This window comes from Mesorhizobium sp. M0991, assembly GCF_040318915.1.
Classification (GTDB): Bacteria; Pseudomonadota; Alphaproteobacteria; order Rhizobiales; family Rhizobiaceae; genus Mesorhizobium.
Genome location: NZ_JAMYNE010000019.1, coordinates 1 through 25882, shown reverse-complemented (window position 1 = coordinate 25882; position 25882 = coordinate 1). Strand labels below are relative to the sequence as shown.

The 25882-nt window shown below is 59.1% G+C and carries 22 protein-coding genes and 1 pseudogene; 16 read left to right on the top strand and 7 right to left on the bottom strand.

Annotated elements, in window-relative coordinates; translation table 11 throughout:
- Window positions 1-331: 331 nt before the first annotated feature.
- Complete coding sequence (locus tag NKH70_RS24270) at window positions 332-583, bottom strand: DUF6074 family protein (protein WP_352473724.1); 252 nt, start codon at window positions 581-583, stop codon at window positions 332-334.
- Between the two features lie 75 nt (window positions 584-658).
- Between NKH70_RS24270 and NKH70_RS24265 the strand changes: the two are divergent.
- The 7 genes and pseudogenes from NKH70_RS24265 to NKH70_RS24235 form a co-directional block, all read left to right on the top strand.
- Window positions 659-855, top strand: a pseudogene (locus NKH70_RS24265) (transposase); the annotation flags it as partial.
- 644 nt (window positions 856-1499) lie between these two features.
- Window positions 1500-1697 carry a hypothetical protein gene (locus tag NKH70_RS24260; protein WP_352682143.1) on the top strand — a complete coding sequence of 66 codons (198 nt, stop codon included), beginning with the start codon at window positions 1500-1502 and terminating at the stop codon, window positions 1695-1697.
- 666 nt (window positions 1698-2363) lie between these two features.
- Complete coding sequence (locus NKH70_RS24255; RefSeq protein WP_352467869.1) at window positions 2364-2591, top strand: hypothetical protein; 228 nt, start codon at window positions 2364-2366, stop codon at window positions 2589-2591.
- Between the two features lie 600 nt (window positions 2592-3191).
- Window positions 3192-3392 (top strand): DUF982 domain-containing protein, encoded by a 201-nt coding sequence (locus NKH70_RS24250; protein ID WP_502908394.1) that lies wholly within the window; start codon window positions 3192-3194, stop codon window positions 3390-3392.
- An 830-nt stretch (window positions 3393-4222) separates the two neighbouring features.
- The gene (locus NKH70_RS24245) at window positions 4223-4363 is read left to right on the top strand and encodes a DUF982 domain-containing protein (protein ID WP_352700227.1); all 141 of its coding nucleotides are present in this window, start codon (window positions 4223-4225) and stop codon (window positions 4361-4363) included.
- Window positions 4364-4899: 536 nt separating this feature from the next.
- Entirely contained in the window at window positions 4900-6798 is a 1899-nt protein-coding gene (ligD, locus tag NKH70_RS24240; protein ID WP_352700226.1) for a DNA ligase D, read from the top strand.
- A gap of 103 nt (window positions 6799-6901) precedes the next feature.
- Window positions 6902-8563: a DNA polymerase/3'-5' exonuclease PolX gene (locus NKH70_RS24235; RefSeq protein ID WP_352682205.1), complete on the top strand. Its 1662-nt coding sequence runs from the start codon at window positions 6902-6904 to the stop codon at window positions 8561-8563.
- A gap of 21 nt (window positions 8564-8584) precedes the next feature.
- Here NKH70_RS24235 and NKH70_RS24230 read toward each other — a convergent pair whose 3' ends face one another.
- Window positions 8585-9223, bottom strand: a complete 639-nt coding sequence (locus NKH70_RS24230; protein WP_352700225.1) for a hypothetical protein — start codon at window positions 9221-9223, stop codon at window positions 8585-8587.
- A 374-nt stretch (window positions 9224-9597) separates the two neighbouring features.
- Between NKH70_RS24230 and NKH70_RS24225 the strand changes: the two genes are divergently transcribed.
- The 5 genes from NKH70_RS24225 to NKH70_RS24205 all read left to right on the top strand — a co-directional run bounded on the left by NKH70_RS24225 (window position 9598) and on the right by NKH70_RS24205 (window position 15337).
- Entirely contained in the window at window positions 9598-9912 is a 315-nt protein-coding gene (locus NKH70_RS24225) for an alpha/beta fold hydrolase (RefSeq protein WP_352700224.1), read from the top strand.
- Between the two features lie 1172 nt (window positions 9913-11084).
- On the top strand, window positions 11085-11954 hold the full coding sequence (locus NKH70_RS24220; RefSeq protein WP_023679038.1) for an MBL fold metallo-hydrolase: 870 nt from the start codon (window positions 11085-11087) through the stop codon (window positions 11952-11954).
- A gap of 354 nt (window positions 11955-12308) precedes the next feature.
- The gene (locus NKH70_RS24215) at window positions 12309-12761 is read left to right on the top strand and encodes a YidB family protein (RefSeq protein ID WP_502897799.1); all 453 of its coding nucleotides are present in this window, start codon (window positions 12309-12311) and stop codon (window positions 12759-12761) included.
- Window positions 12762-13667: 906 nt separating this feature from the next.
- On the top strand, window positions 13668-13907 hold the full coding sequence (locus NKH70_RS24210; RefSeq protein WP_352700223.1) for an alpha/beta fold hydrolase: 240 nt from the start codon (window positions 13668-13670) through the stop codon (window positions 13905-13907).
- A 503-nt stretch (window positions 13908-14410) separates the two neighbouring features.
- Window positions 14411-15337: an ArsR/SmtB family transcription factor gene (locus NKH70_RS24205; RefSeq protein WP_352700222.1), complete on the top strand. Its 927-nt coding sequence runs from the start codon at window positions 14411-14413 to the stop codon at window positions 15335-15337.
- A 233-nt stretch (window positions 15338-15570) separates the two neighbouring features.
- Here NKH70_RS24205 and NKH70_RS24200 read toward each other — a convergent pair whose 3' ends face one another.
- Complete coding sequence (locus NKH70_RS24200; protein WP_352700221.1) at window positions 15571-16494, bottom strand: glycoside hydrolase family protein; 924 nt, start codon at window positions 16492-16494, stop codon at window positions 15571-15573.
- A 399-nt stretch (window positions 16495-16893) separates the two neighbouring features.
- On the opposite strand from NKH70_RS24200, the gene NKH70_RS24195 reads away from it, so the two are divergent.
- Window positions 16894-18066 (top strand): glycosyltransferase family protein, encoded by a 1173-nt coding sequence (locus NKH70_RS24195; RefSeq protein WP_352700220.1) that lies wholly within the window; start codon window positions 16894-16896, stop codon window positions 18064-18066.
- A gap of 2 nt (window positions 18067-18068) precedes the next feature.
- Window positions 18069-19211, top strand: a complete 1143-nt coding sequence (gene glf, locus NKH70_RS24190) for a UDP-galactopyranose mutase (protein ID WP_352700263.1) — start codon at window positions 18069-18071, stop codon at window positions 19209-19211.
- A 139-nt stretch (window positions 19212-19350) separates the two neighbouring features.
- Here the strand turns inward: glf and NKH70_RS24185 are convergent, their stop codons facing one another.
- The 4 genes from NKH70_RS24185 to NKH70_RS24170 form a co-directional block, all read right to left on the bottom strand.
- Window positions 19351-20517, bottom strand: coding sequence for a glycoside hydrolase family 1 protein (locus tag NKH70_RS24185; protein ID WP_352700219.1), 1167 nt, complete (start codon window positions 20515-20517; stop codon window positions 19351-19353).
- A gap of 206 nt (window positions 20518-20723) precedes the next feature.
- A complete protein-coding gene (locus tag NKH70_RS24180) occupies window positions 20724-21248 on the bottom strand; it encodes a YciE/YciF ferroxidase family protein (protein WP_352662415.1) in 525 nt (174 codons plus the stop codon).
- A gap of 1846 nt (window positions 21249-23094) precedes the next feature.
- A complete protein-coding gene (locus NKH70_RS24175) occupies window positions 23095-23445 on the bottom strand; it encodes a hypothetical protein (RefSeq protein ID WP_031212028.1) in 351 nt (116 codons plus the stop codon).
- Between the two features lie 937 nt (window positions 23446-24382).
- On the bottom strand, window positions 24383-24736 hold the full coding sequence (locus tag NKH70_RS24170) for a hypothetical protein (protein WP_352456137.1): 354 nt from the start codon (window positions 24734-24736) through the stop codon (window positions 24383-24385).
- A 483-nt stretch (window positions 24737-25219) separates the two neighbouring features.
- Between NKH70_RS24170 and tnpA the strand changes: the two genes are divergently transcribed.
- Together tnpA and tnpB are read left to right on the top strand one after the other, a co-directional pair.
- Window positions 25220-25573, top strand: a complete 354-nt coding sequence (tnpA, locus tag NKH70_RS24165; protein WP_031239744.1) for an IS66-like element accessory protein TnpA — start codon at window positions 25220-25222, stop codon at window positions 25571-25573.
- The coding region (gene tnpB, locus NKH70_RS24160; protein WP_353026211.1) for an IS66 family insertion sequence element accessory protein TnpB at window positions 25570-25882 on the top strand (313 nt) is incomplete at its 3' end. The genes tnpA and tnpB, both read left to right, overlap by 4 nt.

Here is a 25882-nt window from a genome sequence, read left to right as displayed (position 1 = left end):
ATGTTCGCCTTTTGTGCTTCAAAAGTCGCATAATTGGCAGTGTGGAACTCAACGGCGGCTCATTGGTTTTGCGGGTTCAGCTCGTGGAAAAGGTCCGTCGGCCTTTCGTGAATGCGGGTTTCCGCATCGCCTACCTCGATTTGGTCGATGACCGCCGGACAGGCGAGGCGGAGCCGTATCTCGCCCGAGAGCACATTCGCGCGCATGATTTCGACGAACGCGCCTATCTTTTCATCCGCAGTGAGAAACCTGCGTTTGACGGATGCAGTGGTGCTACGCTTGTGGAGCCCCGGGGCGTCTCTATGCGGCAATCCTTCATCGTGAGCCGATGCTATTGTGCAAGTTTCGCAGCACTGCGGGTGGCGATATCGGCCAAGACAGCATGAAGAAGCGTTCCAACTTCCTGTTCGGCGACCCCGGGTGCAATTCCTGATTCGGACAGTTGAACGAGAATTTCCTTGGCGGTGTTGCGCCAGAAGGCGTTCGCGTCCTTCCCGTTCTTGGATTCCAGGACCCGGGCGATCCCTTCGACCAACTTCCGCCGCCGATGCAGCGGAAACGCGCTTATGTTTGAATCACACATCGATCACCTCACCCCTTCAGTCGCGCGAATAAGCATTGGCGGGTGAGAAAATTTGGTTAACAGCGCTTTTGGACAATGGTCAGCAATGGAATAAAGCGTCTACCCAACAAGCCAAGAGGTGTGCCACGTGTTGATGATCGGCGCGTGCTGAACGGCATCTTCTGGGTGCTGCGCTCCGGTGCTCCATGGCCGACCTGCCTCAGCGCTATGGCCCGCGCACCACCTGTTGCAACCGCTTCGTCCGATGGCGAAAAGCAGGTGTGTGGCTGCGCAGTAACGAGTCTACGGCCTAAGGTTTGCGGAGCCTCACGCCGGCGCGGCTGCCGTTCTCCGGGATGAACTCGACGCCGGCGGCCTAGAGGGCGATGCGCAAGGCAGCAACGGTTCGCTCTTGTGTGGAGCCCTGTCGGGCCGCGACATCTACTTAATGTCTATTTTAGACAGTCGCCGCGACCATAACTTTTGATAACAGGTCAGGGTCGCGGGATGCCGAGCCGCTTGAAATACCGGGTTACGTCCGGATGCTCGCGATCGTCCCGCCTCAACCGCGCAAGCGCGTCATCATCGCCGGCGAGCGCCATAGCCAAACCGGGAGCGCTTATTCTCCACGGAGCACCGGGCATTGTCTGGTTGTGAAGACGGTGCTTGATCACCAGCCGCCTGAGTGTGTCTTCGCTTACGTTGTAGTCGTACCTGAACAGATCAATGGCCCTCTGGACCGTGATCGCCTCTGCCCGTGGGATCTAGAGCGGCCGAAGCCGTTCGCCTGTTGCCGGCGCTGTTTTGACACGGCGCGCATTGGTCATTCGGCCCGTCGCGCTTTTCTGCGGCCCGCCGTTTCGCCCGACATCAGGGAACGATATCGCCCCCCATGTATTAGAAACCCATGGACACTATGGAACCCCACGGCCACGGGATGGCGGCCGATCTTTTGACATCGGAAGTTGCCAATGCCAGGCAGCGCATCCACCGGATCGAGCTCGCGCTTCAACGCACTGAAGAAATGCTGGCGGAAAATCTCGCGCTGTGCAGCAGGATACGAACTGCGGTCGAGGCCGCAGACCGCTTGGTGAAGATGGATCCTCCCAGCTTTGAAGGGCGTCGCCCAGGTTGAATTGGGCCGGCGTTTCATCGTCGCGACCTTGCGGCACCCTGCCGCAAGAGCCTGCCCTGTTGGCATCACAGCGTGAGCAAACATTGGACAGAAGCATTCCAACATTCACGATATGCAACACCGACGCTAGATCGACACGATCTTCTGTTCAAACAGCGGGGATTAATGCTCGGCGGATCGAAGGGGGCACGGGGGTCTTCGCGCGAGCCAGTTAGCCGATCTCCCGCTCAGAAATTTCTACCAAATATTCCGACCTCCTGATGGAACCCATTCGTTGCGGGCGAGTTGCGGCTCATTGGGACGGACTTCCCGAACATGACAACGAGCAACAAAGCAGACCATCAGTCTGTCTCCGAAGCGTTTCGGAAACTGATCCGTTCCGAAGGCTATCGTCATCACGTACAAACGTTCTTAAATCTGGAGGTCGAACCAGAACTGCCGCCAACCCTACAGTCATTACTTGCGGCTATTGATCGGGCCAAACAGGGCCCGACGGAAGAAGGTCCCTAGCCGGCTGGCTGAGCGTCAGGTCAAAGAGTATAGAGGCTCGCTTCGTGGCTTGTCCCCCTGATTCCCACTCAGAAGTTATCAAACATTCTTCTTGATTTTTCTCGACAGAGGATCATGAATGTTCTCTTGGGTTCTCGCTGAGGTGGGAGGCCTTGTATGAACGTTTGGACGAACTGCCGACCCGACAAAGTGACTGCCAAACACCTTGTTCACGAGCTGATCCTACAAGCCCGTCGCGGCCAAATCATCTCCGTCAAAGAGACTATTGCAGCGGTGCGCCGAGACCGGCCACATCTGGCGGAAACTGACTGCGAGCTGGTGGAGCTTATTGTCAATGTTGCCCCAGCCTTTGGCCTGTTCGTCGGGTTCGATCTTCGCGAATAACCGCCTCCTCAACAGGGCGGACCGTCGCGACACGGTCTCGATCAAAGCGGCATTACGCGAAGCTCGGGAGACTGCGCCTTATTTGGTGGCCTCCGACGAAGAACTAACCGAGGCAATCGTCGAGGCAGCAACTGCCATGGGCCTCTGCGTGGCTTTCGACGCCCGGGAGTAGCTGTCGGCCGACTTCGGTGACCTCGCAATGGGCGCGCGCCCATATGCTGTCATTCATTCTCAATATTCCGGCCTTGGCGTGACAGTCCTCACATTAACGCTCTCGCCGAGGACAAATAACCATCGGATGCCGCAGATTTCCGACTGGTCCTTTTACGCGATCGTCGCAACGAGTAGACCGACAACAAGCGAAATGACCAGGGCGACACCCACCGGAAGATGATGCATACCGGCTTCGTACCGACCGCTTAGATAACCGTCGATGAACCTTTGGAAACATCCCGTCACGGACTCAGACATGCCTAACAAACGGTAATCGTCCTCATCGCTGAGCCGGTTAGTAGAGACGAAACCCGCTAGCCGCCTGGGGTCCATTCATGGCTCTCCACTGGTTCAACCCTCCGGTCCCCGTCAAGACCGCGTCCCGGGATCATCCGCAACGTCAACAACGCCGAGGCAGCCGGCGAGGAGTTGATGAAGTGGACCAAGCGTGGCCCTTGGTGGGACCTCGCGGTGCGCGTTTGCATGGCCGTGATTTTCGACGAGATGGAAGCTGAGGAGGCCCGCAAGGCATTCCTGGCTGCTGCAAAAGAGGAGGGGACATTACTCCCCCCAATGACAACCAGCTAAATTGGATTGCGGTATAAGGTTCTAGGTGTCTCAGACCAACACCGCCTTCGCGAAAGGAGCCCGCCGCCAAGCATGGAGATGAGAGGCGACGGACCCCCCCACAGCGGCTGCACATCCACGAAGTAATCCCGCTGCCGCCTCTAAACCCGCGAGGGCCTACATCGTTCCCTTAGCTGCAGCTAAAGCGGGGTTGGTCGGCGGGCTCTTCCCGCTCTAAGTTCCCTCTTATGGGTCCTCTCTGGTTCTCTCCCCCGGTCTACGTGAAGACGAAACGTCCGGGCATTCGCAATGGGGTCAGCCACGTCGAGGGAGCCGCCGAGGAACTCCTGGCATGGGACACAAAGGGCCCGAGGTGGACGAAGGCGGTCCAATCCTGCGTCGACGCGTTCGAGGGCAGGATGTCCCCCATGAGGTGCGTGAAGCCTTTGAGGCGGCTGCCAAGGAGGCCAACGTGTATCTCTCCCCTGAGTAGGAGGTATCATGGCGCCCATCTGGTTCGTCCCTCCGGTGTTCGTGAAGACTGAAACCGGTGTCAGGCATGGCTGCAACAATGCGAAGGAAGCCCTTGAGCAGCTCAAGATGTGGACCCGGCGAGGGCCTCGCTGGCATAAGGCGGTGACCCTCTGCCTGTCAGCCTTGGAGGGCGATTCGATTGACCCCACATAATACGAAAGGCCTTTGAGGCTGCCGCTAAGGAGGCCAACGTGTATCTCTCCCCTGAGTAGGAGTTGTCGTGGCAACCCATTGGTTCTCCCCTCCGGTGTACGTCAAGACCGACCGACCTGGGGTCCTACGGGTGCAACAACGTCGAGGGTGCCGCCGAGGAACTCATGAAGTGGACCAAGATGGGACCTAAGTGGAGGAAGGCTGTGCAACTGTGCGCCGACGCCCTTCAGGACCGTGTGACTCCGGAAGAGGTCCGTCAGGCTTTCGAGGCTGCTGCCAAGGAGGAGAGGGTGCTGCGTGAGTAGCAGGCCGGTGCCCATGGCTATGTTGGGAAGGACCCGTTAGGCTGTCTAATGCTGACCAAGTCCGCGCTGCTCGAAATAGACCCGGATACGAGAGCATTCACTCTGGTCGGCGCATTTATGGCCATTTTGCACTTCTTGAAACTGGCATCGGAGCTGCTCTGGGCGAGGTAGTTGGCGTCAATGGGGCACGTCGAGTAATCATCAATCGAACATAGGGTTCGACGAGAAGATCAAAACCGTACGCACAGGGGACCGGAACCGGATGTCAGGCTTCTAAAGCCGATGGCAGAAACCGGATACGCTGTGGCGGCATTTGAGGGCCCGTTCCTGCTCTTGATTATTGCCTGTGAGCTGTGCGCGAAAATCGGGAATGGAAGGGCCGGAGGCAGGAAGCACGGCCTCAGGCCGAGGCGCTAATCAAGCGGGTCGGCAATGATCGCGAAAAGCTCAACACGGCCGCCAGCGAAACTAAAGAAGTAGTCGCGCGTTGGACGGCAAATAACGCTGTTTCGTCTCTGAGTATGGTTTAGGTCAGGGTGGTCAAGCCAACGTCGCGTAAGGCAATCAATGCGTCGAGCGCTAGTCAAGCGAAGTCGCCCGCTCGTGACGAGGTCACTTTAGCGCCGCCCGCTTTCCGGCCGGTCCAGCTCGCAACGCTCGTGGACACGGTCCCTGCCGGCGATCGTTGGATCCATGAAATGAAATACGACGGCTATCGTATTCTCGTTGCGGTCGGCGGAGGCGAGGCGCGAGCCTACACACGATCTGGTCTGGACTGGTCTAGCCGTTTTCCCTCGGTCCTCTCCGAGGCTCGCAAGCTCAAGGTGCGCTCCGCCCTGATTGACGGCGAGGCCGTGGTTGTCGATGCCGAAGGAAGATCTAACTTCCAAGCGCTTCAAAATGCATTGAAGGGTGCCCCGGCGACTATCGACTTTTATGCGTTCGATCTGCTGCAGCTCGACGGCGAAGATCTGACAAGGCTTCCTCTTGTTGAGCGCAAGGCGAAGCTGGAGGCGATCTTGCCTGCGAAAAATCCGGTCCTTCGTTACTCCGACCATATCCTCGGCCGCGGAGAAGAGCTGCTCGATCGCTTCTGCGCTGCCGGCCTTGAGGGCGTCATCTCAAAGCTCGCGGATTCGAGTTATGTGGCGGCCCGCGGCGCAAGCTGGCTGAAGATCAAATGCATCAGGCGGCAGGAATTTGTGATTGTCGGCTGGACGCCGTCCGACAAGGTCCGCGCGTTTCGGTCCTTGATCCTTGGCGTTCATGACCGCGGCAAGCTGCGTTACGCCGGGAAAGTCGGCACCGGCTTCGATACCGCTGAACTTCTTCGTCTCTTGAAGATCATGGCGCCGCTTGAGCAGAAGGCCGCCACCGTCGACGCACCACGCGCCGAAGTGCGCGGCGCACACTGGCTCCGTCCGAAACTGGTCGCTGAGATTGCCTTCACCGAAATGACAAATGAAGGGACGTTACGACATCCGAGCTATCTTGGTCTCCGTGAAGACAAGAAGCCGGAGGCGGTCGTGCTCGAGACGGAACGTCATGCAGCCGATCTCGCCGCGTCTGCGACAACCGCCATCGCGATAAGTAACCGTGACCGCGTCATCTATCCGGAGTCCAACATCACCAAGGGACAGCTCGCCGACCATTACGCAGCGGTCGCGGCGATCATGCTTCCTTGGGTTGGCAGCCGGCCGATCAGTCTGGTTCGATGCCCACAGGGCCGCGCGAAGAAGTGCTTCTTCCAAAAACACGACGCCGGCAGCTTTGGCGACAAAGTCCACCACGTCGGCATCACGGAGAAGGACGGGCACGAGGAACCATATCTCTATGTCGACGATGCCGACGGACTGATGACCTGCGTCCAGATGGGAACGATCGAGCTGCATGGATGGGGGGCTCGGATCGAGGATGTCGAAAAGGCCGACCGCCTCGTGTTCGACCTCGACCCCGATGAAGGCCTCGATTTTGAGGCCGTCCGCGCCGCTGCCTTTCAGTTCCGCGCTATCCTTAAATCGCTGGGACTTACGACTTTCCCGATGCTGACGGGAGGCAAAGGAGTGCACGTCATCGCGCCGCTCACCCCTGGCGCCGAGTGGCCAGAGGTGAAGGACTTCGCGTCTCGCCTGGCGCAGGCGGTCGCCCGGAGCGATCCGGCCCATTTCACGGCCGTGTTGTCAAAGGCGCGCCGCAAGGGTCGCATCTTTGTGGACTATCTACGCAATCAGCGCGGGGCGACCGCGATCATGCCCTACAGCGCAAGATCACGTCCAGGCGCCCCTGTCGCGGCACCGATCACGTGGGCGGAGATGAAGACAATAGATGCGCCCTCTCATTTCCACGTGGGCGATGCTCCTGAATTAAATAAACGCGCAGCCTCCAAAGCTCTGGCTGGATGGGGTCGCGCTGACCAATCCTTGCCCAATCTGTAGCGTACGTGAAGAGGCAGTAAAGCCGGGATTTAAAGGGCAACGCGGCGCTCATGGCCTTGCCTGATTGGAACCTGCGGAGATCGGCCTCCGTTTGGCTGAAGCCATGGCAAAAATCAATCCGAGGACCGTCGCCAGTCTTTTGAGGGAATACGCACAACGGGCGTCTATGCGCGGCGACAATCCCTATCGCACAAAGGCATACTTGCGCGCGGCAGACAGTCTGACGGCGCTGTCGCAGCCGCTTGATCGGATCATTGCCGCCGGCGCCCTCACCAAGATCCCGGGGATCGGTGACGCAATCGCAGACATCGTGACCAAGCTTTACCAAACCGGCACGCACCCGAGCCTTGAGAAGCTGCGCGAGGATGTTCCAGCGGGCGTGATGGAGCTGTTTGCCATACCCGGGCTTCGTCCTGATAAGATACTGAAGCTTCATCAGGCGCTCGGCGTGAACTCGCTGGCGGAGCTCGAGGCCGCAGCAAGAGAAGACCGCATACGCCCAGTCAAAGGCCTCGGCGCCGCGCTTCAGACAAAGCTCCTGCAGAACCTGGCCATCGTGCGCAGCGGCGAAACGCAACTTCACCTGCACAAGGCCGCCGCTCTTCTCGAACATGCGGTCATATCGGTGAAGCAAGAGCATCCAGACTTTTCGCGCGTCGAAATTGCAGGCGACTTCCGGCGCGGTTGCGAGCTCGTTTCCGATTTCGCCCTGGTAGCGCAGGCCAGAAAATCGACTGGAATCGAGGATACGACCCTCAGGCTTGTTGTCACGGACAGGAAGCACTTTGGCGCGAGCCTGCTCGAAGCAACCGGTTCGGCAGACCACCTCAAGCAACTGAAGACGTTCGCGGCCGACAAGGGGTTCACCCTAAACGCCGACGGGCTTCATCGCGGGAGAAAGCTGATCGCGTCAGCGACAGAAGAAGAAATCTACCAAGCTCTGGACTTGCAGTTTATCGAGCCTGAATTGCGCGAAGGCAGGGACGAGATTGAGCGAGCGGCAAAGCAGAAGCTACCCGCCCTCATTCGGGATGAAGATCTGCATGGCATCCTGCATTCTCACACGACCGCATCCGATGGCACCGAAACGCTTGAGGCAATGGCGGAAGCCACGCGCAAGCGCGGTTTCGAATACTATGGTGTCGCCGATCATTCGCAGTCCGCTCACTACGCAGGCGGCCTTTCGTTGCAGGAGATTGCTGAACAGCACCGCGAAGCTGACCGGCTGAACAAGGCATACAATGGAAAATTTCGCATACTGAAGGGCATCGAGGCGGACATCCTGGCGGATGGCTCGCTCGATTACCCGAATGATATCCTGGAGCTGTTCGATTTCGTTGTCGCGAGCGTGCACAGCCGCTTCAAGTTGCCAAAGAAGGAACAGACGGAGCGTATCATTGAGGCGATCGCAAATCCCCGGACGACAATCATCGGGCACATGACCGGTCGCCAGCTGTTGCGGCGGCCCGGTTATGATCTCGACGTCGAAAAAGTCCTCAAAGCGTGTGCGAAACACGGCGTCGCTGTCGAAATCAACGCACATCCGTGGCGACTCGACCTCGACTGGCGCTGGCATCAAAAGGCACTCGATCAGGGCTGCATCTTCAGCATCAATCCGGACGCTCATTCGATCCGCGAGCTCGACCACATGCATTGGGGTGTCGAGATGGCGCGCAAGGGCGGTGTTCCTGCGAAGCGGGTCCTGAACGCGATGCGTTTGACGGCCCTTCTTGCGCATCTCGCACGGCGCAGGCAAACGTCCTAAACTGCTTGTGCGCCCGGCCTATCAGCGCAGGAGTCCGTCATTCTCAAAATCTTCCCAGCCGCGCAAACTGGAGTGCGCGTTCTCGTCGGGGCCGTAGCCAGTTGAAGCTGCAGTTCCGCGACCGCTTCTTTGAGCACGTTTCATAGCGGCCTTCCCCGCGGCTCGCCGCCTGTTCTCTGCAGCTGTCGCTGCGTCCTGTTCGCGCCAGACCGTAACCAGGTCGCGGTCAAGCACATCCTCCACGTGCTCCGGGTCGAACACGTGAAAGGTGATGTTCCTTGCCCGCCCGCGGAGTTTCACGGTTTTCGTCCCGGCGCTCTGCAAGCGACCATCTTTCAGCCAGCGGTGCCGTTCGGCCGTCGAGATCGTCAGAATGTCCTCGATTTCACGGGGGATTACGGGCAGGTCTTCGATATTCTGCAGTGCTTTGGATATGATCCCGAATACCACCTGCCCATCATTCTCGGCGCCCTCAGACAGGCGCAGGGTAAGCACGCGGGACTCGATATTGAGCAATTTCCTGAACTCCGTTGGAAGGCGGGCGCGTATTTCGAGAAAAATACCCCTCGCTCTGACGGACGATCCAAACGTTGCAGCCGGGGTTAAAGGCCACTCTCCAATCAGCTTCGCTGTTGCATTGGTTTTACGGCGCGTGGACATGCCCCTTTATATAGGTCCCCGATAGTCGGCAGCGATGAGCCGATCGCAAAGCCAATATGAGTTCTAATCCGCCAGCGGTCTGAACCACGATGCCCAAAGGCGCAACCACGATTGTGAGCGGGGCCGTTTGCAACTTCGGCTAACAGGAAACGGCAGAGTTGATCTCGAAGTGCGATATCAGGCGCGTCGCCGCCTGGCGGCTTTTTGGGGGCCGTTTGCTGTCCGTCCGGTTATTGCCGAGGGATCAGTTAAAGCCGCCGTTCGGCTCACGACCTCTTCGCGGAATACAAGGCAAGTTCAGATCCCGCGGAAGCCGACATTGAACTGCCTCTCCGTTTACACGTTTGGCAAATGTTGCGAATGGAGGGAGTTGCATGTTTGAAGGTTTCTCGCTGGAGCAGATCAAACTTCCGGAAGCGACGCTCAGAGTGCGGGTTGGTGGAAGGGGCCGCCGCTTCCTGATGCTGCACGGTCATCCTCGCACCCATGCCACTTGGCATCGCGTGGCGCCGATTTTGGCTGAGGAATACACCGTAATTTGCCCTGGTCTTCGGTGCTCGCCCTTGCGGTGTGTCGCAACACAATCAGCGCGTCCGGTTTGCCGTGAACAGATCTTGCTGATGCACCAGTTCGTCCGCGACGGGCTGACGGAGGCGGCGTGTGCCATTCGGGTGGATGGCCGAAAATAACCCCACCTCTGCATGACGCGAATTGTCCCAGCCCGGGTAGGCCGTTATCGGGTACAGGCAAATACCCTCGAATCGATGCTCCGACACCCATAGCGGCACGCACCTCGTCGCGGCATACATAGTGGAGCCAAGCCGGCCCGCCGGATCCCTCTGAGCCGGTCTCGGCAATGAACATCGGCTTACCGTACCGATGAGCAACCTCGAGCAACATTTCCGACAAAGCGCGGTACTCATGGTGTCCCATCGATATCGTCGGCCCGTTTATTTACCATTGATTGTGCGGCTAGAAATTCAGGCCCACGACATCGACAACATCTTCGCTCCCGCCCAACTCAGGTTCGACGCGGCCCAGCAACATGTCGTAAGCTTCGAACTGCCCCTGACGGGCGTTTTCGGCCCGACCCCGTTCGCTGCGGGTCCGGTCACGAGGAGCGATTTGGATAAGGGGCTCGGCCCAGACAAATCTGCAGGCGGGGTCGATCTCCCGCATTGCACGAACACCCGCGATGGCAGCCTTCACGAGATGCCGCTTGAACCATCCACGTTTGTTCGGCCCCACGCGGGAAATAGCCGACCTCAACAGCCCATGCGAAAAAGGAGATCTAGTTGATGGGACACAACAGAGGCGGTGTTCCGGCGATCGAACGCTGTACGCTCACGGCTTCTGCCGCGAACGAGGCATAGGCATCGATGAAATGCAGCGATCGCTGATCGACATGGTCTGGAGATCCGTAATGGAAGATGTCCCAGATAACCTGGACACCTGCCGATCGGGCCGCCTCGACCATTGGCGCCCAACTTGACCAGTCATAGGCGAAGCTTGCGGAACCGGAGCCTCCACCTGGTGCTCGTCCATACGCCCCACTTCGCTCATTCGAAGTCTTCTTTCAGCAGTCGGCTTCGAACTCGGCCGCCTTGTTAGGACCGGGAACCGCGTTGGCGAAATACCGCATCCAATGGGGCGCGCGCCATCTTCGTTGCTCAGTCCAGCTCGTCCTGGCGCGACCGGGTAATGCCGAACCGATTTGGTCGAGCCTTTGTTCCTGTGGTGGACTGTCCGGAGCTGGGTGGCGAAGGAGGAACAAGGAGGGCCGTGCCAAGTTCGGGGCGATATACCACCGCCGCCGATCGACTCGAGCGGCTGCTCAGCAACAAGAGAGGCACGGGATCACATGACCGTTCAGATTCGACTTTCCGAGATCGACCACGCCAGGCGCGAGGATCGTGGCGACGGCGCTTGGAGCATCGCACCGGACTTGGGCTATTTGCGCCTAGCAATCGTCAATGTCGTGTTCTTCGGCGCACCGGGCAGCGGAGATCGGAACTGGATGCTGATCGATACCGGGTTGCCGACGTCCCGCGGCAGCATTCTTGCGGTCGCGGAAAAGCGGTTTGGCACGAACGCACGGCCGGCCGCGATCATCCTGACCCACGGCCATTTCGACCATGTGGGAACGGTTCTAGACCTCGCGAATAGGTGGGACGTGCCTGTCTTCGCGCATCCACTCGAGCGCCCCTATCTGGACGGAACCGCGTCCTATCCGCCACCGGATCCCTGGGTCGGGGGTGGACTGATGGCGCTGCTTTCGCCGCTTTTCCCACGGGGGCCAATTGATCTTGGCAACCGTTTGGAACTCCTACCTGCCGACGGATCGATCCCCGGAATGCCCGGATGGCGATGGCTACACACACCCGGGCACGCTCCTGGGCATATCTCGCTCTGGCGCGAGGAGGACCGCTCGCTGATCGTAGGGGACGCTTTCATCACCACCGGTCAGGAGTCAGTCTATGAGGTCGCCGTTCAGGATCTTGAGATGCACGGTCCGCCGCGCTACTTCACGCCGGACTGGGATGCGGCGGAAAGATCCGTGAAGCACCTGGCTGCCCTGAACCCGCGGATGGTCATCAGTGGACACGGTGCGGCTGCTGCGGGAGTGGGCATGCGTCAAGCTCTTGACAGCCTGGCTGAGCGGTTCAGGGTGTTCGCCGTCCCGCCGAAATTGAAATTCGTGCGCGAGCCGGCGGCAGTCCAAGGTAGCTGAGGCTAACCGAGCCGTCGTCGTTCTGAAGTATGGTCAAGTTGGGCAGACTCTGTCTCTCGAGCCGGTAGAGTTACCCGTCGGGTCGCGCGCCCCATCGTCGCCGACAAACTCTGACAAGCGGAACAAACCCGGGAGGCGCCGGGTTAGGGCGTTCGATCGGCGCAGGGCGACTGCGGCCAAGCGCCCCGAAGTTCTGCGTCAGGGGAAGACGTCAGATAGAAAACGAGTACCCGAAGGACGCGTCCTGTCCGCCCGCGAGCCGACCGGCAAGAAGTTGTTCGAGTCCACACGCGTCGGCATCCGCCAAGACTTGGCTTTGATTCGCTCATCGGCCAAAACCGTGGAGGAGACCAAATGGCAAATCTGGGAAGATTGGCGATCGCGATGCTTGGCGTTCTGGCATACCAAAATCGCGACAAGCTCTGTCAATTGATTCCGGGAGCAGGGTATCTTAACCCAAACGACCCGCAACGCAGAATTCTGGCTCAGATAACGAATGGCGTGTCGAGGGCTGACCTTGGTGAGATCCTCGACCGGTTCAGGGAGGCGGGGGCAGGATCGAAGGTCGACTCGTGGGTTGGCAGCGGGCCAAACCAACCGATTGAGCCAAGGGACGTCCAAGCGGCAATGGACGAAGGTACACTCACGTCCATTTCGATGCAGACGGGTCTTTCGCGCGAGGAGCTAATCAGAAGGATTGCGCGGGATCTACCCGAGACAGTCAACGAGATGACGCCGAATGGTGAATGGCCGCCTGAGCCGACACAAGGCTTGGATAAGTCGACCCTGCTCGACAATGTATCCTAGGGGACACAGCCAGGAATGCAGCCGGCCAAGGCGAGATCCAGGGTGGCAACTCTACACGGGGGACGCTCCTGCGCGATCGCCTTCATCCGCTCGCGAACCAAGGGTCTGTTTCGAGCGCGCCGAACGCTCAACTGGCCGCCATCCTGAAAATGCGGCACCGCTGCATCGCGGCGCCCTCGCGCTCGCGTATATCGGTGAGCGCGTTCCTGGCTGGCCAGAGCGCTGGCGATCGATCCGGACGACTTCGTGACGCAGTACAACGCCGCTTGCATGTATTCCGTGCTCGGGGAAGTGGAGCAGCGGTGCGGTACCTGGAAAGAGCCGTCGGAGGAAGCATGAGTCAGAACGTATTGGAGCGAATCCGTCACGAAGTCGATTTCGACGCCATTCGCGATCACCCGCGGTTCGTGCAGCTTCTTGGTTCACTTGGCTTGTGACGCACAGCTGTACTTGCACAGGCTTCGGCCTGCCTAGCAGCCGCGTTCGCGGCGCGTCCGCTTTGGGTGGCGGATTCAACTGATCGCAGCAACACACGCTCTTTTCTGAAAGATGGAGTGTGAGCCATGAAGCAGCGAAGTCGCATCTACTACTCGGCCGCTCAGCGGCCTGAGTTTGGGTTCGATGGCAGGCGGGCGAGTCGATGAGCTCGATCGGACGACGATTCGATCGGAAGTCTTTCATCGGTCCGTTCTTGCCGCCGCGCCTGGGCCTTGCACTGGCGGGCTGCTGGCCTTGCCTGTTGCCGGTGTTTCCCGCCACATTTTGCTGCCGCGGCTTGTGCTGCTCACCTGGCCGCTCGCCATGGGCAAGTATTTCGCCCCGGCATCGTCTCTGCAGGGTTTGCTTCGTCGGCAAAGGACATCGCCAGCGGCCTCACAGCTGCGGTCGATCGCGGCCGAATCGGGATTGATGCTGGCCGACGCGCTGGCCGGCGGCCGCTTCACCCTGTTGATGCCTGCCGGCATTATTGCCGGGGCCGGCGACCGGTTGTTCGATGCGAAAGCCGAGGCTCTTAGACTACAATCGGAGATTCCTGGTTCCTTTGTCGATATCATCCCGCAGGCCGGCCACATGGTCCACCACACCGCACCGCTAGCTGTTCTCGCCATGGTGGACAGGGTCGCTGCCGCGGCCAGCATGAAGTAGGCCGGCACTGGCGCGATCCCGAAGAAGTGGAATCGCGATTTTCGGAAAAGATCATGCTCAAAAGCAATAGGTAGAACCCCGTCCCGACTCTATCGGGTGGCGAATCCCCGATGATTTACTTCACGGCGACACGCACTTCAGCGAACCGCATCCTGTGCATCCATCCGCGCCGGTTCGGCTAACACCGACGTCGAGGTCCGGTATCTTGGGGATTTGGCCAGGGGAACGGCCCCACTTCCGTGTTCGGCTTCTGCCTTTCTTTGTGGCTGCCAGTATCTAGTCGTCTGCAATCGAGGCCACGGGCTGACAAGCACCCCGCACTACAAGGAGCTGGCGGTCGGAGAACAATGTAGACATGTCGCACCATCCTTGTGGGTGCGGCTTGCGATGCATACTGACGGTCGAGGGCTTAATGTAACCAAATCAACGGCTCGGCGTTTCGGTCAGCGCCGTTGTAATGAGCGAAGCCATAACCTCTGTCACGAGCATAGACTGGCGATTTCATGAATCGCAATTTTCTGGTGATTGAACCTGAGGAAGGCATTGCCGTGCTCAAGGGGCTTGCCTCCTCGGCGCGTATCTCGATGCTGAAACTGCTGCATGAGAAGGGGCCGATGAATGTCAACGAAATCGCCGCCGTGCTGTCGCTGCCGCAGTCGACCGTCTCGACCAACATCCAGGTGCTGGAGGATGCGGGCCTGATCCGAACCGAGCACCTGAAAGCGAAGAAGGGCAGTCAGAAAATCTGTTATCCGACGGCGGAAGAAGTGCTCGTCGTGTTCAAGAGCGAATATCGTGCGGTCAAGAACGACGCGATCGAAGTGTCGATGCCGATCGGGCTTTACACCGGCTTCGAGGTTACCGCGCCCTGCGGCCTTTGTTCGCCGGACGGCATCATCGGCTTGCTCGATGTGCCGAACACTTTCCTCGATCCGGACCGCATGAAAGCCGGTCTGCTATGGTTCACGCGCGGTTTTGTCGAATACCAGTTTCCCAACAATGCCAAGCTCGCCAATGCCGAGATCACCGAGCTCGAAGTAGCGATAGAGCTGTCTTCGGAAGTGCCGGGCACCAGCGCCGATTGGCCCTCGGACATCACGCTGACGATCAATGGCGTCGATGTCGGCACCTGGACGTCGCCGGGGGATTTCGGCGACAAGCGCGGCGTCTTCACGCCGTCCTGGTGGAAACTCAAGGGTTCGCAATACGGCAAGCTTAAGAACTGGCGAATTGCCAATGACGGCACCTATGTCGACGGCCTCAGGATTTCCGAAACCGGCCTCGCCGCACTCGATCTGAAGAGCCATCATTCAATCCGCGTCCGTATCGGCGTCAAGGACGACGCCAATCGCCCCGGCGGGATCAACATTTTCGGCAAGGGCTTTGGAAATTACGATCAGGACATTGTGCTCAGGATCAAAACCGCGTGAATCGACTGGCCGCGTTGCTGCGCTCAGTTACAGTTCATTGCTAGGCCAGGCTTGCAGCTGGCACCGCCGTCCATGAGGCGACCGGCTTGCCTGACGTGTATAGATCCCTCGTCGCAAGCTTTGCCCACTGGCTGCGAATCCCCTGCTACCCTCAATCACCAGTACAAAGGGATCCGTCCCACCAACCAACAGCCAGAGCATCCTCCGTTCCGGCAAATGCCGGAACTTACCATCTAGGCAACTCTCGAAAGTATATGCCGATCCAGGTCACACTTAGCCAACCCGAACCGCCAGCGATGGTTCGTAGCCTCACGCCTGCTCTGGTAGAACAAGGTCAGTTGCCGGCCGTCGATCATCACCGTCGAATGGCCATTCTCGCCGGGCTCACCAGGGTCGAGAACGGGGCCAACGGAAACGTAGGGACCCTTGACGTCATCGGCGATGGCGAAGAAGACGCGCTGCCGGCTGCCGCGCGGACCTTCGGGGAGGAAGCAGGTGGCGTTGAGAAGCACGCGACCGTCCGGCAGTTCGACGATCTGGGCGCCTTCGATCCCCCATTCGTAATCTGGGTGCTCGCGCGCATTGTGATGCGGCACGTCGAGATGATCGAGTATCTTGCCGAGACGTTTCCATGGCCCGAACCAGGAATCGGATTGGCTGCGCGCCAGATAGACATCAGGCTGAGGTACCCTGGTGAATTTGGGCATGCCTGAATAGACGATGTAGCGCTTGCCGCCGATGATTGCCGGATGGGGATCGTAGATGCCGTCCTCATCAGTGTCGGGCAGCGACAAAATCGCCGGATTGAGCACCACCCAATGAAAGCCGTCATTGGAGACTGCATGCTCGCAACGTCCGCCGGACTTCATGAATTCGGTCTGGATGAACATATGGAAGACGCCGCACTCATGGATGACGCCGGGTGCCGCAATGCCAGATCCGGTAATCGGCAAGACGATCGGCTCGTGCTCTGTCCAGGGTCCATAGAGATCCGGCGCCGTGGCATGGAGTATTTTCCAGCTCTCTGTTGTGACGGTGCCGCTGGAGCCGAAGACGTGCCAGAGCGTGCCGTCGAACACCGGACAAGGGTCCTTCAGATCATCCACAACCTGCGGGTGAAACAATGGAAAGACGTTGGTTTCAAAGTCGATCTTCATTCGCCAGCCATCCCTCGATTCGTCTCGGTCTCCATTCAAATGAACCACCGGCGCGACTCAGATGAATCGATTCCAAGCGTATTTATAGCTCCGCTGATGAACGGTTGTTGAACGATTGAAGGATTTGAACCGCTCTGTGGCAAAGGGCCACATTTGGGGAGCCCGACCTGACGCGAGGGGCTTCATCATGTGGATCGAATGGGGGCGGCCGGCTCGCCCCTTCTCTGTCGAGCCGTCGCAAGTGGAGCGGACGGCTGGTCTCGCCCGAGACAGTTTGGAGCTATGGAACAACTTATCGGGATGGAAGTTATATAGAAGGCTGCGAACTTCATGTCAAAGCTGCCTCGATTGACTTTTGTTAGTCGAGGCATTTTGTAACTATATCGAAGGATAATCTACATGGAAATGGCGGCGGGCCGGGCCAAAACACCAAAAAACCCTGTACAACCGTCTATTTTAATTTGCTTTTCACACCTCCGATGGAACTTCGTATATCAGAGACCACAACACATTCTGACCCTGGCGTCAAAACAGCAACAGCTAATTTACTTCGAAGAGCCGATCTTCGATGAGAGGCGCCACCCTTCGATGCGGGTGCACAATATTACCCCCAAGATCAGAATAGTGACGCCGCTGATCCCAGTTGGTACTTCCGCGACCAGGGCGGACGCAATCCAGCGCAGGTTCGTCGATCAGATCCTCGCCTCCACGCCGCATGACCGATTGACGACCTGGTATTACACGCCTATGGCGCTACGCTTCAGCGATCATCTCGCCTGTGACGTCTGCGTCTACGACTGCATGGATGAACTCTCCGCGTTCAAAGACGCTCCCGCAGAGTTGACGCAGTTGGAAAAGGCGCTGTTGCAACGTGCCGATGTCGTCTTCACGGGCGGGCAGAGCCTCTACGAGGCCAAGCGCAGCTTGCATCGGGCGATCTTTCCCTTCCCGAGCAGCATCGACGTTACCCATTTCCATCAGGCTAGGGCGCCAGGTGAAGACCCGTTCGATCAGGCCGACATACCTCACCCGAGGGTGGGGTACTTCGGGGTCATCGACGAACGGCTCGACCTTGAACTTATCGCGCATGCGGCTGCGGCAATGCCAGACGTGCATTTTGTCATGCTCGGCCCTGTCGTCAAGATCGATCGGGCGAGCCTTCCCACGGCAGGCAACCTGCATTGGCTGGGCGGCAAGTCCTATGCAGACCTGCCGAACTATCTCAGGCATTGGAGTGCCGGCTGGATGCCGTTCGCGCTCAACGAAGCGACCCGCTACATCAGCCCGACCAAGACTCCCGAGTTTCTTGCGGCAGGACTGCCGGTGTTGTCCACGGCGATCGTCGACGTTGTGCGTACCTACGGCGTCGAAGGTCTTGTCGAGATTGTCGAGGCGGAGGACATCGAGGCCAAGCTTCGCTCGATCCTGGCCCACCCCCGCGATTTCCTGGTGGAGAAGGCCGACGCCTACCTCGCCGACATGTCCTGGGAGAAGACCTGGAGCGCGATGGCTGCCCACATCGAGCGCGCCCATGCGATGAAGAGCGTCGTCCCATTCCTGAGGAGGGCGTGAGCGTGTTCGACTGGTTGATCGTAGGGGCCGGTTTCGCCGGCAGTGTGCTGGCCGAGCGTATCGCATCGCAACGGCAGGAAAGCGTCGTGATCATAGACCGACGAAATCACGTCGGCGGCAATGCCTATGACTGCTACGACGAGGCGGGAATACTAATTCACCGTTACGGGCCTCACATCTTTCACACCAACGCCCAATCGATCGTCGACTATCTGTCGCAATTCACGCAATGGCGGCCTTACGAACATCGCGTGCTGTCGCTTGTCGATGGAAAGCTGCTGCCGATACCGATTAATCTCGACACCATAAACCGCCTCTACGGCCTTGAATTGACGTCCGAGCAGCTGCAGGACTTCTTCGCTTTCCGACGCGAAACGGTCAAAGAAGTCCGCACCGCCGAGGACGTCGTGGTGAGCACAGTAGGCAGAGAGCTCTACGAGAAATTCTTCCGCGGCTACACGAGGAAGCAGTGGGGTGTCGACCCTTCCCAGTTGAGCAAGTCAGTGACGGCGCGAGTCCCGACCCGGACCGATCGCGACGATCGGTATTTTGGCGACAGCTTCCAGAACATGCCGGCAGGCGGGTATACGCGCATGTTTCAGCGCATGCTGGATAGTCCCAAGATCAAGATCATGCTGCAGACCGACTACCGCGAAATTCGCGACAAGATCCCCTTCCAGCAGATGATCTATACCGGTCCGATCGACGAGTATTTCGACTGGAAGCTTGGTCGCTTGCCCTACCGTTCGCTGCGCTTTGAGCACACGACGCTTGATTGCGAGCAGTTTCAACCGGTCGCCGTCGTCAACTATCCGCAGACGGAAAAATACACACGGATCACCGAGTACAAGCATCTGACCGGTCAGCAGAGTCCGAAGACCAGCCTCACCTACGAATACCCCACCGACGTCGGAGATCCTTATTACCCGGTGCCGCGGGCCGAAAACGAGGCTTTGTACAAACGATACGAAGCTTTGGCCGCGGCGTGCCCGGAGGTCTGGTTCGTCGGACGTCTTGCAACATATCGCTATTACAATATGGATCAGGTGGTCGGCCAGGCATTGGCTACGTTCGGGCGCATTCAGACACGCCTGCCAGCAAACGGGATGCTCGTCACGCCGACGCAGCGCGAGGCGGCCGAGTGAATGATGCGCCGGCCTGACCGGCGTCGGGCGACCCACGGCCAAAGAGACCAACGATGTTTCTCGGCTTCTCGGCGAACAGCTCTAGATATGCTGTGCTGTTGATGCAGCTGAAAAGCGCGCACTGTTCGTATCAGCGAGGCTATAGCGCGCTTGCTTGTTGTTCCTCAAACGCCAAGAACGATTGGCGCTGGCGCTCCAACTCGTCCGCAAGTGGCTTGCGAACAGTGCGCGAGCCGTCCGCATGAATGGTGGAGAACAAGCCGACTTCGGCGTGGCGCGAATTGTCCCAACCTGGGTAGGCCGTCACCGGGTACAGGCATATACCCTGAACAGGTGCACCGAGGCTCGTCGCATCGCGCACTTCGTCGCAAACGTAGTGAAGCCAGGCTGGCCGGCCTGAACCTTCGGCGCCGGTCTCGGCGATGAACATCGGCTTCTTGTATCGTTCGGCGACCTCGACCAGCAATTCCGAAAGTGCACGGTATTCGTGGTGCCCCATCGGTATCGTTGGGCCATTCAAGTACCATTGGTTGTGCGGATAGAAGTTGAGGCCGATGACGTCCACAACGTCCTTGCTGCCGCCCAACTCCGGTTCCACGCGCCCGATCAGCATGTCATACGCCTCGAATTGGCCCTGGCGAGCATTTTCGGCGCGCCGCCGCTCGGGGTGAGTACGGTCACGAGGAGCAATATGGATCAGCGGTTCAGCCCAGATGAACCTGCAGCCGGGTTCGGCCTCCCGCATGGCCCTCACGCCGGCGACCGCTGCCCTGACAAGGTGTCGTTTGAACCATCCACGCTTGTTCGGCCCGACGCGGGGGAAATAGCCGACCTCCACAGCCCATGCAAAAAACGAAATCTCGTTGATCGGGCACACCAGGGGAGCCACCCCGGTAGCGGAGCGATGAACCCGAACAGCTTCCGCGGCGAAACGGACGTAGGCCTTGATAAACCCCGGGCCACCTTGGTCGATATGGTCTGGCGAGCCATAGTGGAAGATATCCCAGATAATCTGCACCCCGGCCGCCTGGGCTGCTTCGATCGCCGACGTCCAACTCGACCAGTCGAAGACTCCGGGCGCTGTTTCAATCAGGTGCCAGCGCAAGCCGTCGCGGATCGTGCGAAGCCCAAGCTCGGCACAACGGCGATAGTCGGCATGTGCATGGATGTCATGTGAGGTCGCGCGGATCAGATCAAGACGGGCCCCGTCGGCGCGCCTGTGGGAGGAACACTCGAAACCAGCCATGAAAAAGCTGTCGAACCCGGAAGAGCCTGCCGTGGGCCGACGAGCGGTATCCTCGTTCATACCAACATCCTGTCGCCCAAGGCGTGGGCAAGTAATCGCATTCGCAGTCCCCCATTGTCAGTTCCGGTGGCCTAGTCGAAACCGGTCGGCCACCACCACGTCGACGGCTCGGCGGCTGCGGTGTACACGTGTGCCTGGATTGGCGAATACAACCAAGCTCCAATCCCGTCTGCCGGGGGCCGCGGTCGCGTCGATTCGATCCGAAGTTATGCGGCCTGTTGCATCGCCCGTTCGTTGACGCCTGTTTCGCCTAGTCGTGTGAGCGCCTCATCGGTTGCTTTTTCTTCCTTGAGCGTCTGTTCGAGTAGCGGGACGGCGTCTTTCAAGCCAAGTAACCCGGCCCATGTGACAAGAGTCCCGTAGCGCGCTATTTCATAATGTTCGACGGACTGGGCTGCAGCCACGAGACCCGCGTCCAATGCCGGAGCCTCCTCGAACTCCTCCAAAATCTCTTGTCCTTCTTCGATGATGCCGTCGATCGCCGGGCACGTTTTCCCTTGGGCTCTCTTGCCAAAGGCGTCGAAAACTTGCTGCAGACGCTCGATCTGACCTTCCGTCTCGTCACGATGTTTTTCGAACGCCGCCTTCAACTCTTTGGACTCCGCGCCCTTTGCCATTTTCCGGAGCGCCGTCAGAATCTTGCGTTCGGCGTAGTAGATGTCTTTCAGACCATCATAGAAAAGGTCTTCCAAGCCCTTGGAGCTGCCCTGAGAGCTTTTTTTCGTCGCCATTGTCATCTCCTCTTTCATTTCTATCGACGCATGCATGGCTCTAACTGGACCAGTCTCTTGTTGTTCCTTCGGCGACGGCACACCGGCAGCCAACAGCGAGCGACGGTCGGGTTGACCGCTGATTTCAGTCCGCCGCGCCAGCAGCGGCTTGAGCATCTCGGCTGCGCTCCATTGCGGAAGTTCGGAATGAGGATCGTCTGCCTGAAGGGTTTCCGCTGTCATCGAGTCCTTGCGGCCGCATTTTTCGCAACGGACCTTTGCCCGCACCTGATCAAGGTTCCCGATCTCTTCTCGGGCCCCCAATGGCGTCGAACCTGGACGAAGTTGCCGACCAGATCAGCAGTGTATAGGGGCCGCGGACCTGTTTTGCGATGTAGTTGAACTCACCTTGAGGCAGCTGCTCGCGCAGGCGTTTGGACGACAGGCGGACGGCATCATGGCCTCTAAATTCGAATTCGAGGTCAAGAGGACCACGTCCACAGCATAGTTGCACCTAGGATCCTCCTCGATGTCGCCAGCGGCGCGAAGCCTCAGATGGTCTTCGAAAACCCCTCTGCGGACCGAGCATGTCATGTCTCCTTTGCAGTACCGGAAAGGCCGTGGACAGCCGTGTCGTCCTTCGCGATGCTGAACGGATGCGACGGCGGTTTGTTCCTGAGGCCAACATGCGCTGGAGCCGGATTGACTTGCACCCCCGATCACAAACGAATGAGAACATTCAATCGGGGTCCTCATGGCTTCCGCCATCGACATTCTGGCATGCTGACCAGCGACGAGGTCGGCAATTGTCCAGGACTAGAGCGGCCGGCCAGGTGCAGCGGTGCCGGGGGGACCTCACGCTCCAAGGCCGTCCTGGCCTTCGCCAGCGACAACCACAAGGCCTGCAAAAAAGCTTCATCTGCTTGCGGTGTTAATCCGACCTCCTTGCAATGTTCAACGATCCTGTCCTGGATCGACACTGCGGTTTCATACCGTTGGACAACCCTTGCCAGAACGTCCTGACAGGTGCCAATCGCCACCTCCCGAATGTGGTCAGCGACGGGAGAGAGGGCAGCACGGGTGACATCATGAGCAACGGGGGCGTCCCGATCAGTCGGATGTATTCCGCCTCGGGCTGCCCATAAGAACGATCCGCCAACGCGCGTCTATAGCAATAGCTTCAGCCTTCAATTGAACAAAGCAATCGTGCGGGGACCGGTCCTCACCCATGACCAGGGCTGACCCGGTCATACCGTCAAAGCCAATAAGGCCAACCTCGGCCTCGACGTCAGCCCGAAGCTTCGCCACCATTGACCCGGGACCGCTCTCGAAGAAATCGACGGTGTCAATCGGGACCGAGGCCTGCTCCAGGTGCGTCCTCAGTCCCAAGTGACGGGCTTCGAGGTGAGGCTGCAGCAACGTCAGATCCGGCGCGCTCAGGCCGCAACAGTTCGTTCTTGAACGAGGTTTCCATCTGCGCTGTCTCCCGATCGGGGCGGAAGCGCGATGGTCGCTCACAGCTGACGACGCCCTAACAATTGTCGACAGTCAGGGGAAAGTATACCTAAAAGGGCGGGGAGTCTCAAAAAGCTACTATGCTGACCAGAGAGGCTCGTCAGTCTGGCGATCATCAAGATGCTGCTAACAAGCAGTGTCCGCCTCTCCTGGTCGAAGGTTGCCTTCGCAATCTGGTGTGCGCCTTTTGTCGAAGCATAACGGCCCCAAACTGATTCATCCTCTGGGGAAGCCAAGCGGTATCGACGCTGCCTGAAAACTTACGCGCAAGCTCCACACTTTCGGGGGGCGCTTTGTCGATCGACCAGAGTAGCCAAGCACCCCTTCTGTATCCCATAGTATTCGGCTTCGCCTATTGCTCCGGAACGGCAGAGGTTTGCGGACGATTTCGTGCTGCTTCGGCAATTTCCGGGATGTATTTCGTCGCGGTGCAGCTTCGGTTCACATTGGCGCGTGCGTCGAATACCTCTTTCTCGCAGACCCGCTTGGCGAGCTCGATAGGCACATGAACTGCCAGAGGCACTTCCACCTCGGAGATTCCAAGCTCCCTTGCGATCTGCTGTTTCACTTCGTGCCTGCCAAGCGAAACGTCGACGCCGACATCCTGGGCATCTTCGGTTGTCGATGATGCGCCTTGCCCCGGCAGATCTTGCTGCTCGGTCTGAGCAAATGACTGCACGGCAAAAAGCTGCAAGGCGAACACGGCGAGCGGCAAAATTCGTTGGAATACTCTCATGCCTGGCTCCTGCAGGTGCCTTTAACAACGGCAAAGTATTTGAAGCGTTCCAGAGGCGGGGATGCGCGCGCTCAGCGGCAGTCGAGGCGGGTTTTTTCTGTTGGAATACGATATGGCGACCGTGGTTGGGTGCCGACAGCCGACTGTGCTGGCACATCGGAGTGTAGGAATTTGCCTACCGAGAAAGAAAGACAAGCCAGAGACGAGCGCACCTCGGATGCTGCACGAGGATTGACCGACATTGAGCGTGCGGCACGAGACGCAAAGACCGCGGCTTCGGGAGCAGCGCCTGAAGGCCGCACTTGCTGTGACGTCGGCCGCGGCATCTAAACCGAAGAGGACACCAAAAACCACGAAAGCCTAGCAGTCACTTGCACCACACGGGAGCTTGCATTCAACCCCACGGTGCTCAAGATCCAAGTAGGCTCTGCAGCTCTCTAGGCTCACAACCTCGTGCACCCAAGTTTGATCCTGCTGCAGCAATCAGGACTACCCCAGAACGAATATGGCCAGCAGGGCAACAAAGAGAACGAGGGCAGTCCAAACTGAGCAACGTGCCGTGCAAGGCTGTTCCCAACGCTCTCGGAGCCAACTTGGTGTCAGTCCAACTGCCGGTTGCCGTAGGGCTTCGAATCGCTCTAGCGCTATCGGCAATACAGCGCGGCTCTCCTCTGAGCGCGACCGCAGCTCCCTTCAGGCAAGATGCGCGAGCAGACGGATATCTATCTGACCGAAAGCAAAAGAAACCACGCGTGCCCCACTGAAAGCACAAGCAAGCGCAAAGGTTCCTGAACTGATGCTCGGCTGGCGGGAACTTGCTCGCCAGCCGAGTTGAGTTCAGGCGGTGGTCGGGGGAGATCAGCCAGCCACACGCTGGTGATTCCAACCTGAGCCGATGTGCCAATCAGCAACCTTCGTCGGTCTTTTTCACCTGGCCTGGCGCGGCGGTATTGGCTGTCGTGTCCTGCTGACCAGGCGCCGCCTGCTGAGCGCTGCCAGTCTGCTGGCCGGGCGCGCAGTCTCTGGCCGAGTTCGGATTTGTGGTGCCGCTGGTGGTGGTCGTGTCGGTGCCCTGATCGCCGGACATGTTGGTGCCGCTGCTCGTCGTGCCGGTGCCCTGATCCGTCGTACTGGGCATGGTTGTCGTGGTCGAGGTTCCGCTGGTCGAGGTTCCGCTCGAAGTTCCGCTGGTCGTCTGGGCAAAGGAAAGCCCTGCCGACACCGCCAGCACGGCCGAAGCCAAAAGGATGCGTTTCATCTTCTTTCTCCTGTCTGAATGCGCGGGATGCGCCTGGCAAATCGAACAGGCAGACTGAAGGAGTGTTCCCCGATGAAGTTCAACTTTTGTAACTCTGGTCATAGGTCAGCCTTAGGATGTCGGGCGTATATTAGAAGCCTCATGACGGCGGCTCGATTCGAAAAGCAATCAACGAGCGGAGAGGCCGTCGCGTTCCTTGTGACTGCGGTGGCGCGGTGAGGCACAAGGCTCAATGCGGAGCGCCAGCCGCCGCGATCAGCGCCTCGTCGAGAATCCACTTCAGCTTCGCCGAGCGCTAGTAGCTTGATCTGCTTGCCGTTCTCACTTGCCAGGAACGACATGCAGCGGTCGCAGTATGCCATGCGGACCTTCAATATGTCGCCGTATGGATACCCTCCGGCGAAGGCCGCCTTGCGAGAGGACGGCACGGTAGCGAGGCTGCGCTCTTAAGGTCGCCCTTACGAGCGAAGTTAGCAGCACAGCATGAGCCATGTGACGTTATTGACCGGGCCTGAGCGTCGTCGTCGTTGGCGTGAAGAGGATCAGTGCCGGATACTGGCCGCGGCATTCGCGCCCGGGGCCACAGTGGCGGCGGTAGCGCGTCAGTACGATGTCGCGACCAGCCTGATCTATAAGTGGCGCCGCACGGTGAGAGCCCGCGAGACGGGCTTTGCCGAAGTTGTCGTGGCTCCCGATGAGCCTGTCGCCGTTTCGCGGCCGGCGGCATCCCCAGCGGTGATCGAGCTGGAGGTCGCCGGCAAGGTGCGGCTGCGGATTCCGCTGACCACGCCGCCAACACTGGCGGCAGCGATGGTGAAGGCGCTGGGCGTTTCATGATCCCGGTTCCGAGCCAGGTGAGGATCTGGTTGGCGGTCGGCCGGACCGATATGCGTCGCGGGATGCAAGGCCTCGCTCTGCAGGTTCAGGAGACGCTGGGCCGGGACCCGCATGCCGGCGATATTTATGTCTTCCGCGGCCGCAGCGGCAATCTGATCAAGATTATCTGGCATGATGGGCTCGGCATGTCGCTGTATGCAAAACGGCTCGAGAAGGGCCGGTTTCTATGGCCGTCGCCGGCGGACGGCACGGTTTCCATATCACCGGCGCAGCTCGCCTACATGCTCGACGGGATCGATTGGCGCAACC

Coding starts and splice junctions, on each gene's coding strand:
- NKH70_RS24220 (WP_023679038.1), top strand. CDS start 11,085: ATGACCGTTCAGATTCGACTTTCCGAGATCGACCACGCCAGGCGCGAG.
- NKH70_RS24215 (WP_502897799.1), top strand. CDS start 12,309: ATGGCAAATCTGGGAAGATTGGCGATCGCGATGCTTGGCGTTCTGGCA.
- NKH70_RS24260 (WP_352682143.1), top strand. CDS start 1,500: ATGGCGGCCGATCTTTTGACATCGGAAGTTGCCAATGCCAGGCAGCGC.
- NKH70_RS24185 (WP_352700219.1), bottom strand. CDS start 20,517: ATGAACGAGGATACCGCTCGTCGGCCCACGGCAGGCTCTTCCGGGTTC.
- NKH70_RS24270 (WP_352473724.1), bottom strand. CDS start 583: ATGTGTGATTCAAACATAAGCGCGTTTCCGCTGCATCGGCGGCGGAAG.
- NKH70_RS24235 (WP_352682205.1), top strand. CDS start 6,902: ATGGCAAAAATCAATCCGAGGACCGTCGCCAGTCTTTTGAGGGAATAC.
- NKH70_RS24200 (WP_352700221.1), bottom strand. CDS start 16,494: ATGAAGATCGACTTTGAAACCAACGTCTTTCCATTGTTTCACCCGCAG.
- NKH70_RS24255 (WP_352467869.1), top strand. CDS start 2,364: ATGAACGTTTGGACGAACTGCCGACCCGACAAAGTGACTGCCAAACAC.
- NKH70_RS24205 (WP_352700222.1), top strand. CDS start 14,411: ATGAATCGCAATTTTCTGGTGATTGAACCTGAGGAAGGCATTGCCGTG.
- NKH70_RS24245 (WP_352700227.1), top strand. CDS start 4,223: ATGAAGTGGACCAAGATGGGACCTAAGTGGAGGAAGGCTGTGCAACTG.
- tnpA (WP_031239744.1), top strand. CDS start 25,220: ATGAGCCATGTGACGTTATTGACCGGGCCTGAGCGTCGTCGTCGTTGG.
- NKH70_RS24180 (WP_352662415.1), bottom strand. CDS start 21,248: ATGGCGACGAAAAAAAGCTCTCAGGGCAGCTCCAAGGGCTTGGAAGAC.
- NKH70_RS24170 (WP_352456137.1), bottom strand. CDS start 24,736: ATGAAACGCATCCTTTTGGCTTCGGCCGTGCTGGCGGTGTCGGCAGGG.
- NKH70_RS24195 (WP_352700220.1), top strand. CDS start 16,894: ATGGAAATGGCGGCGGGCCGGGCCAAAACACCAAAAAACCCTGTACAA.
- NKH70_RS24230 (WP_352700225.1), bottom strand. CDS start 9,223: ATGTCCACGCGCCGTAAAACCAATGCAACAGCGAAGCTGATTGGAGAG.
- NKH70_RS24225 (WP_352700224.1), top strand. CDS start 9,598: ATGTTTGAAGGTTTCTCGCTGGAGCAGATCAAACTTCCGGAAGCGACG.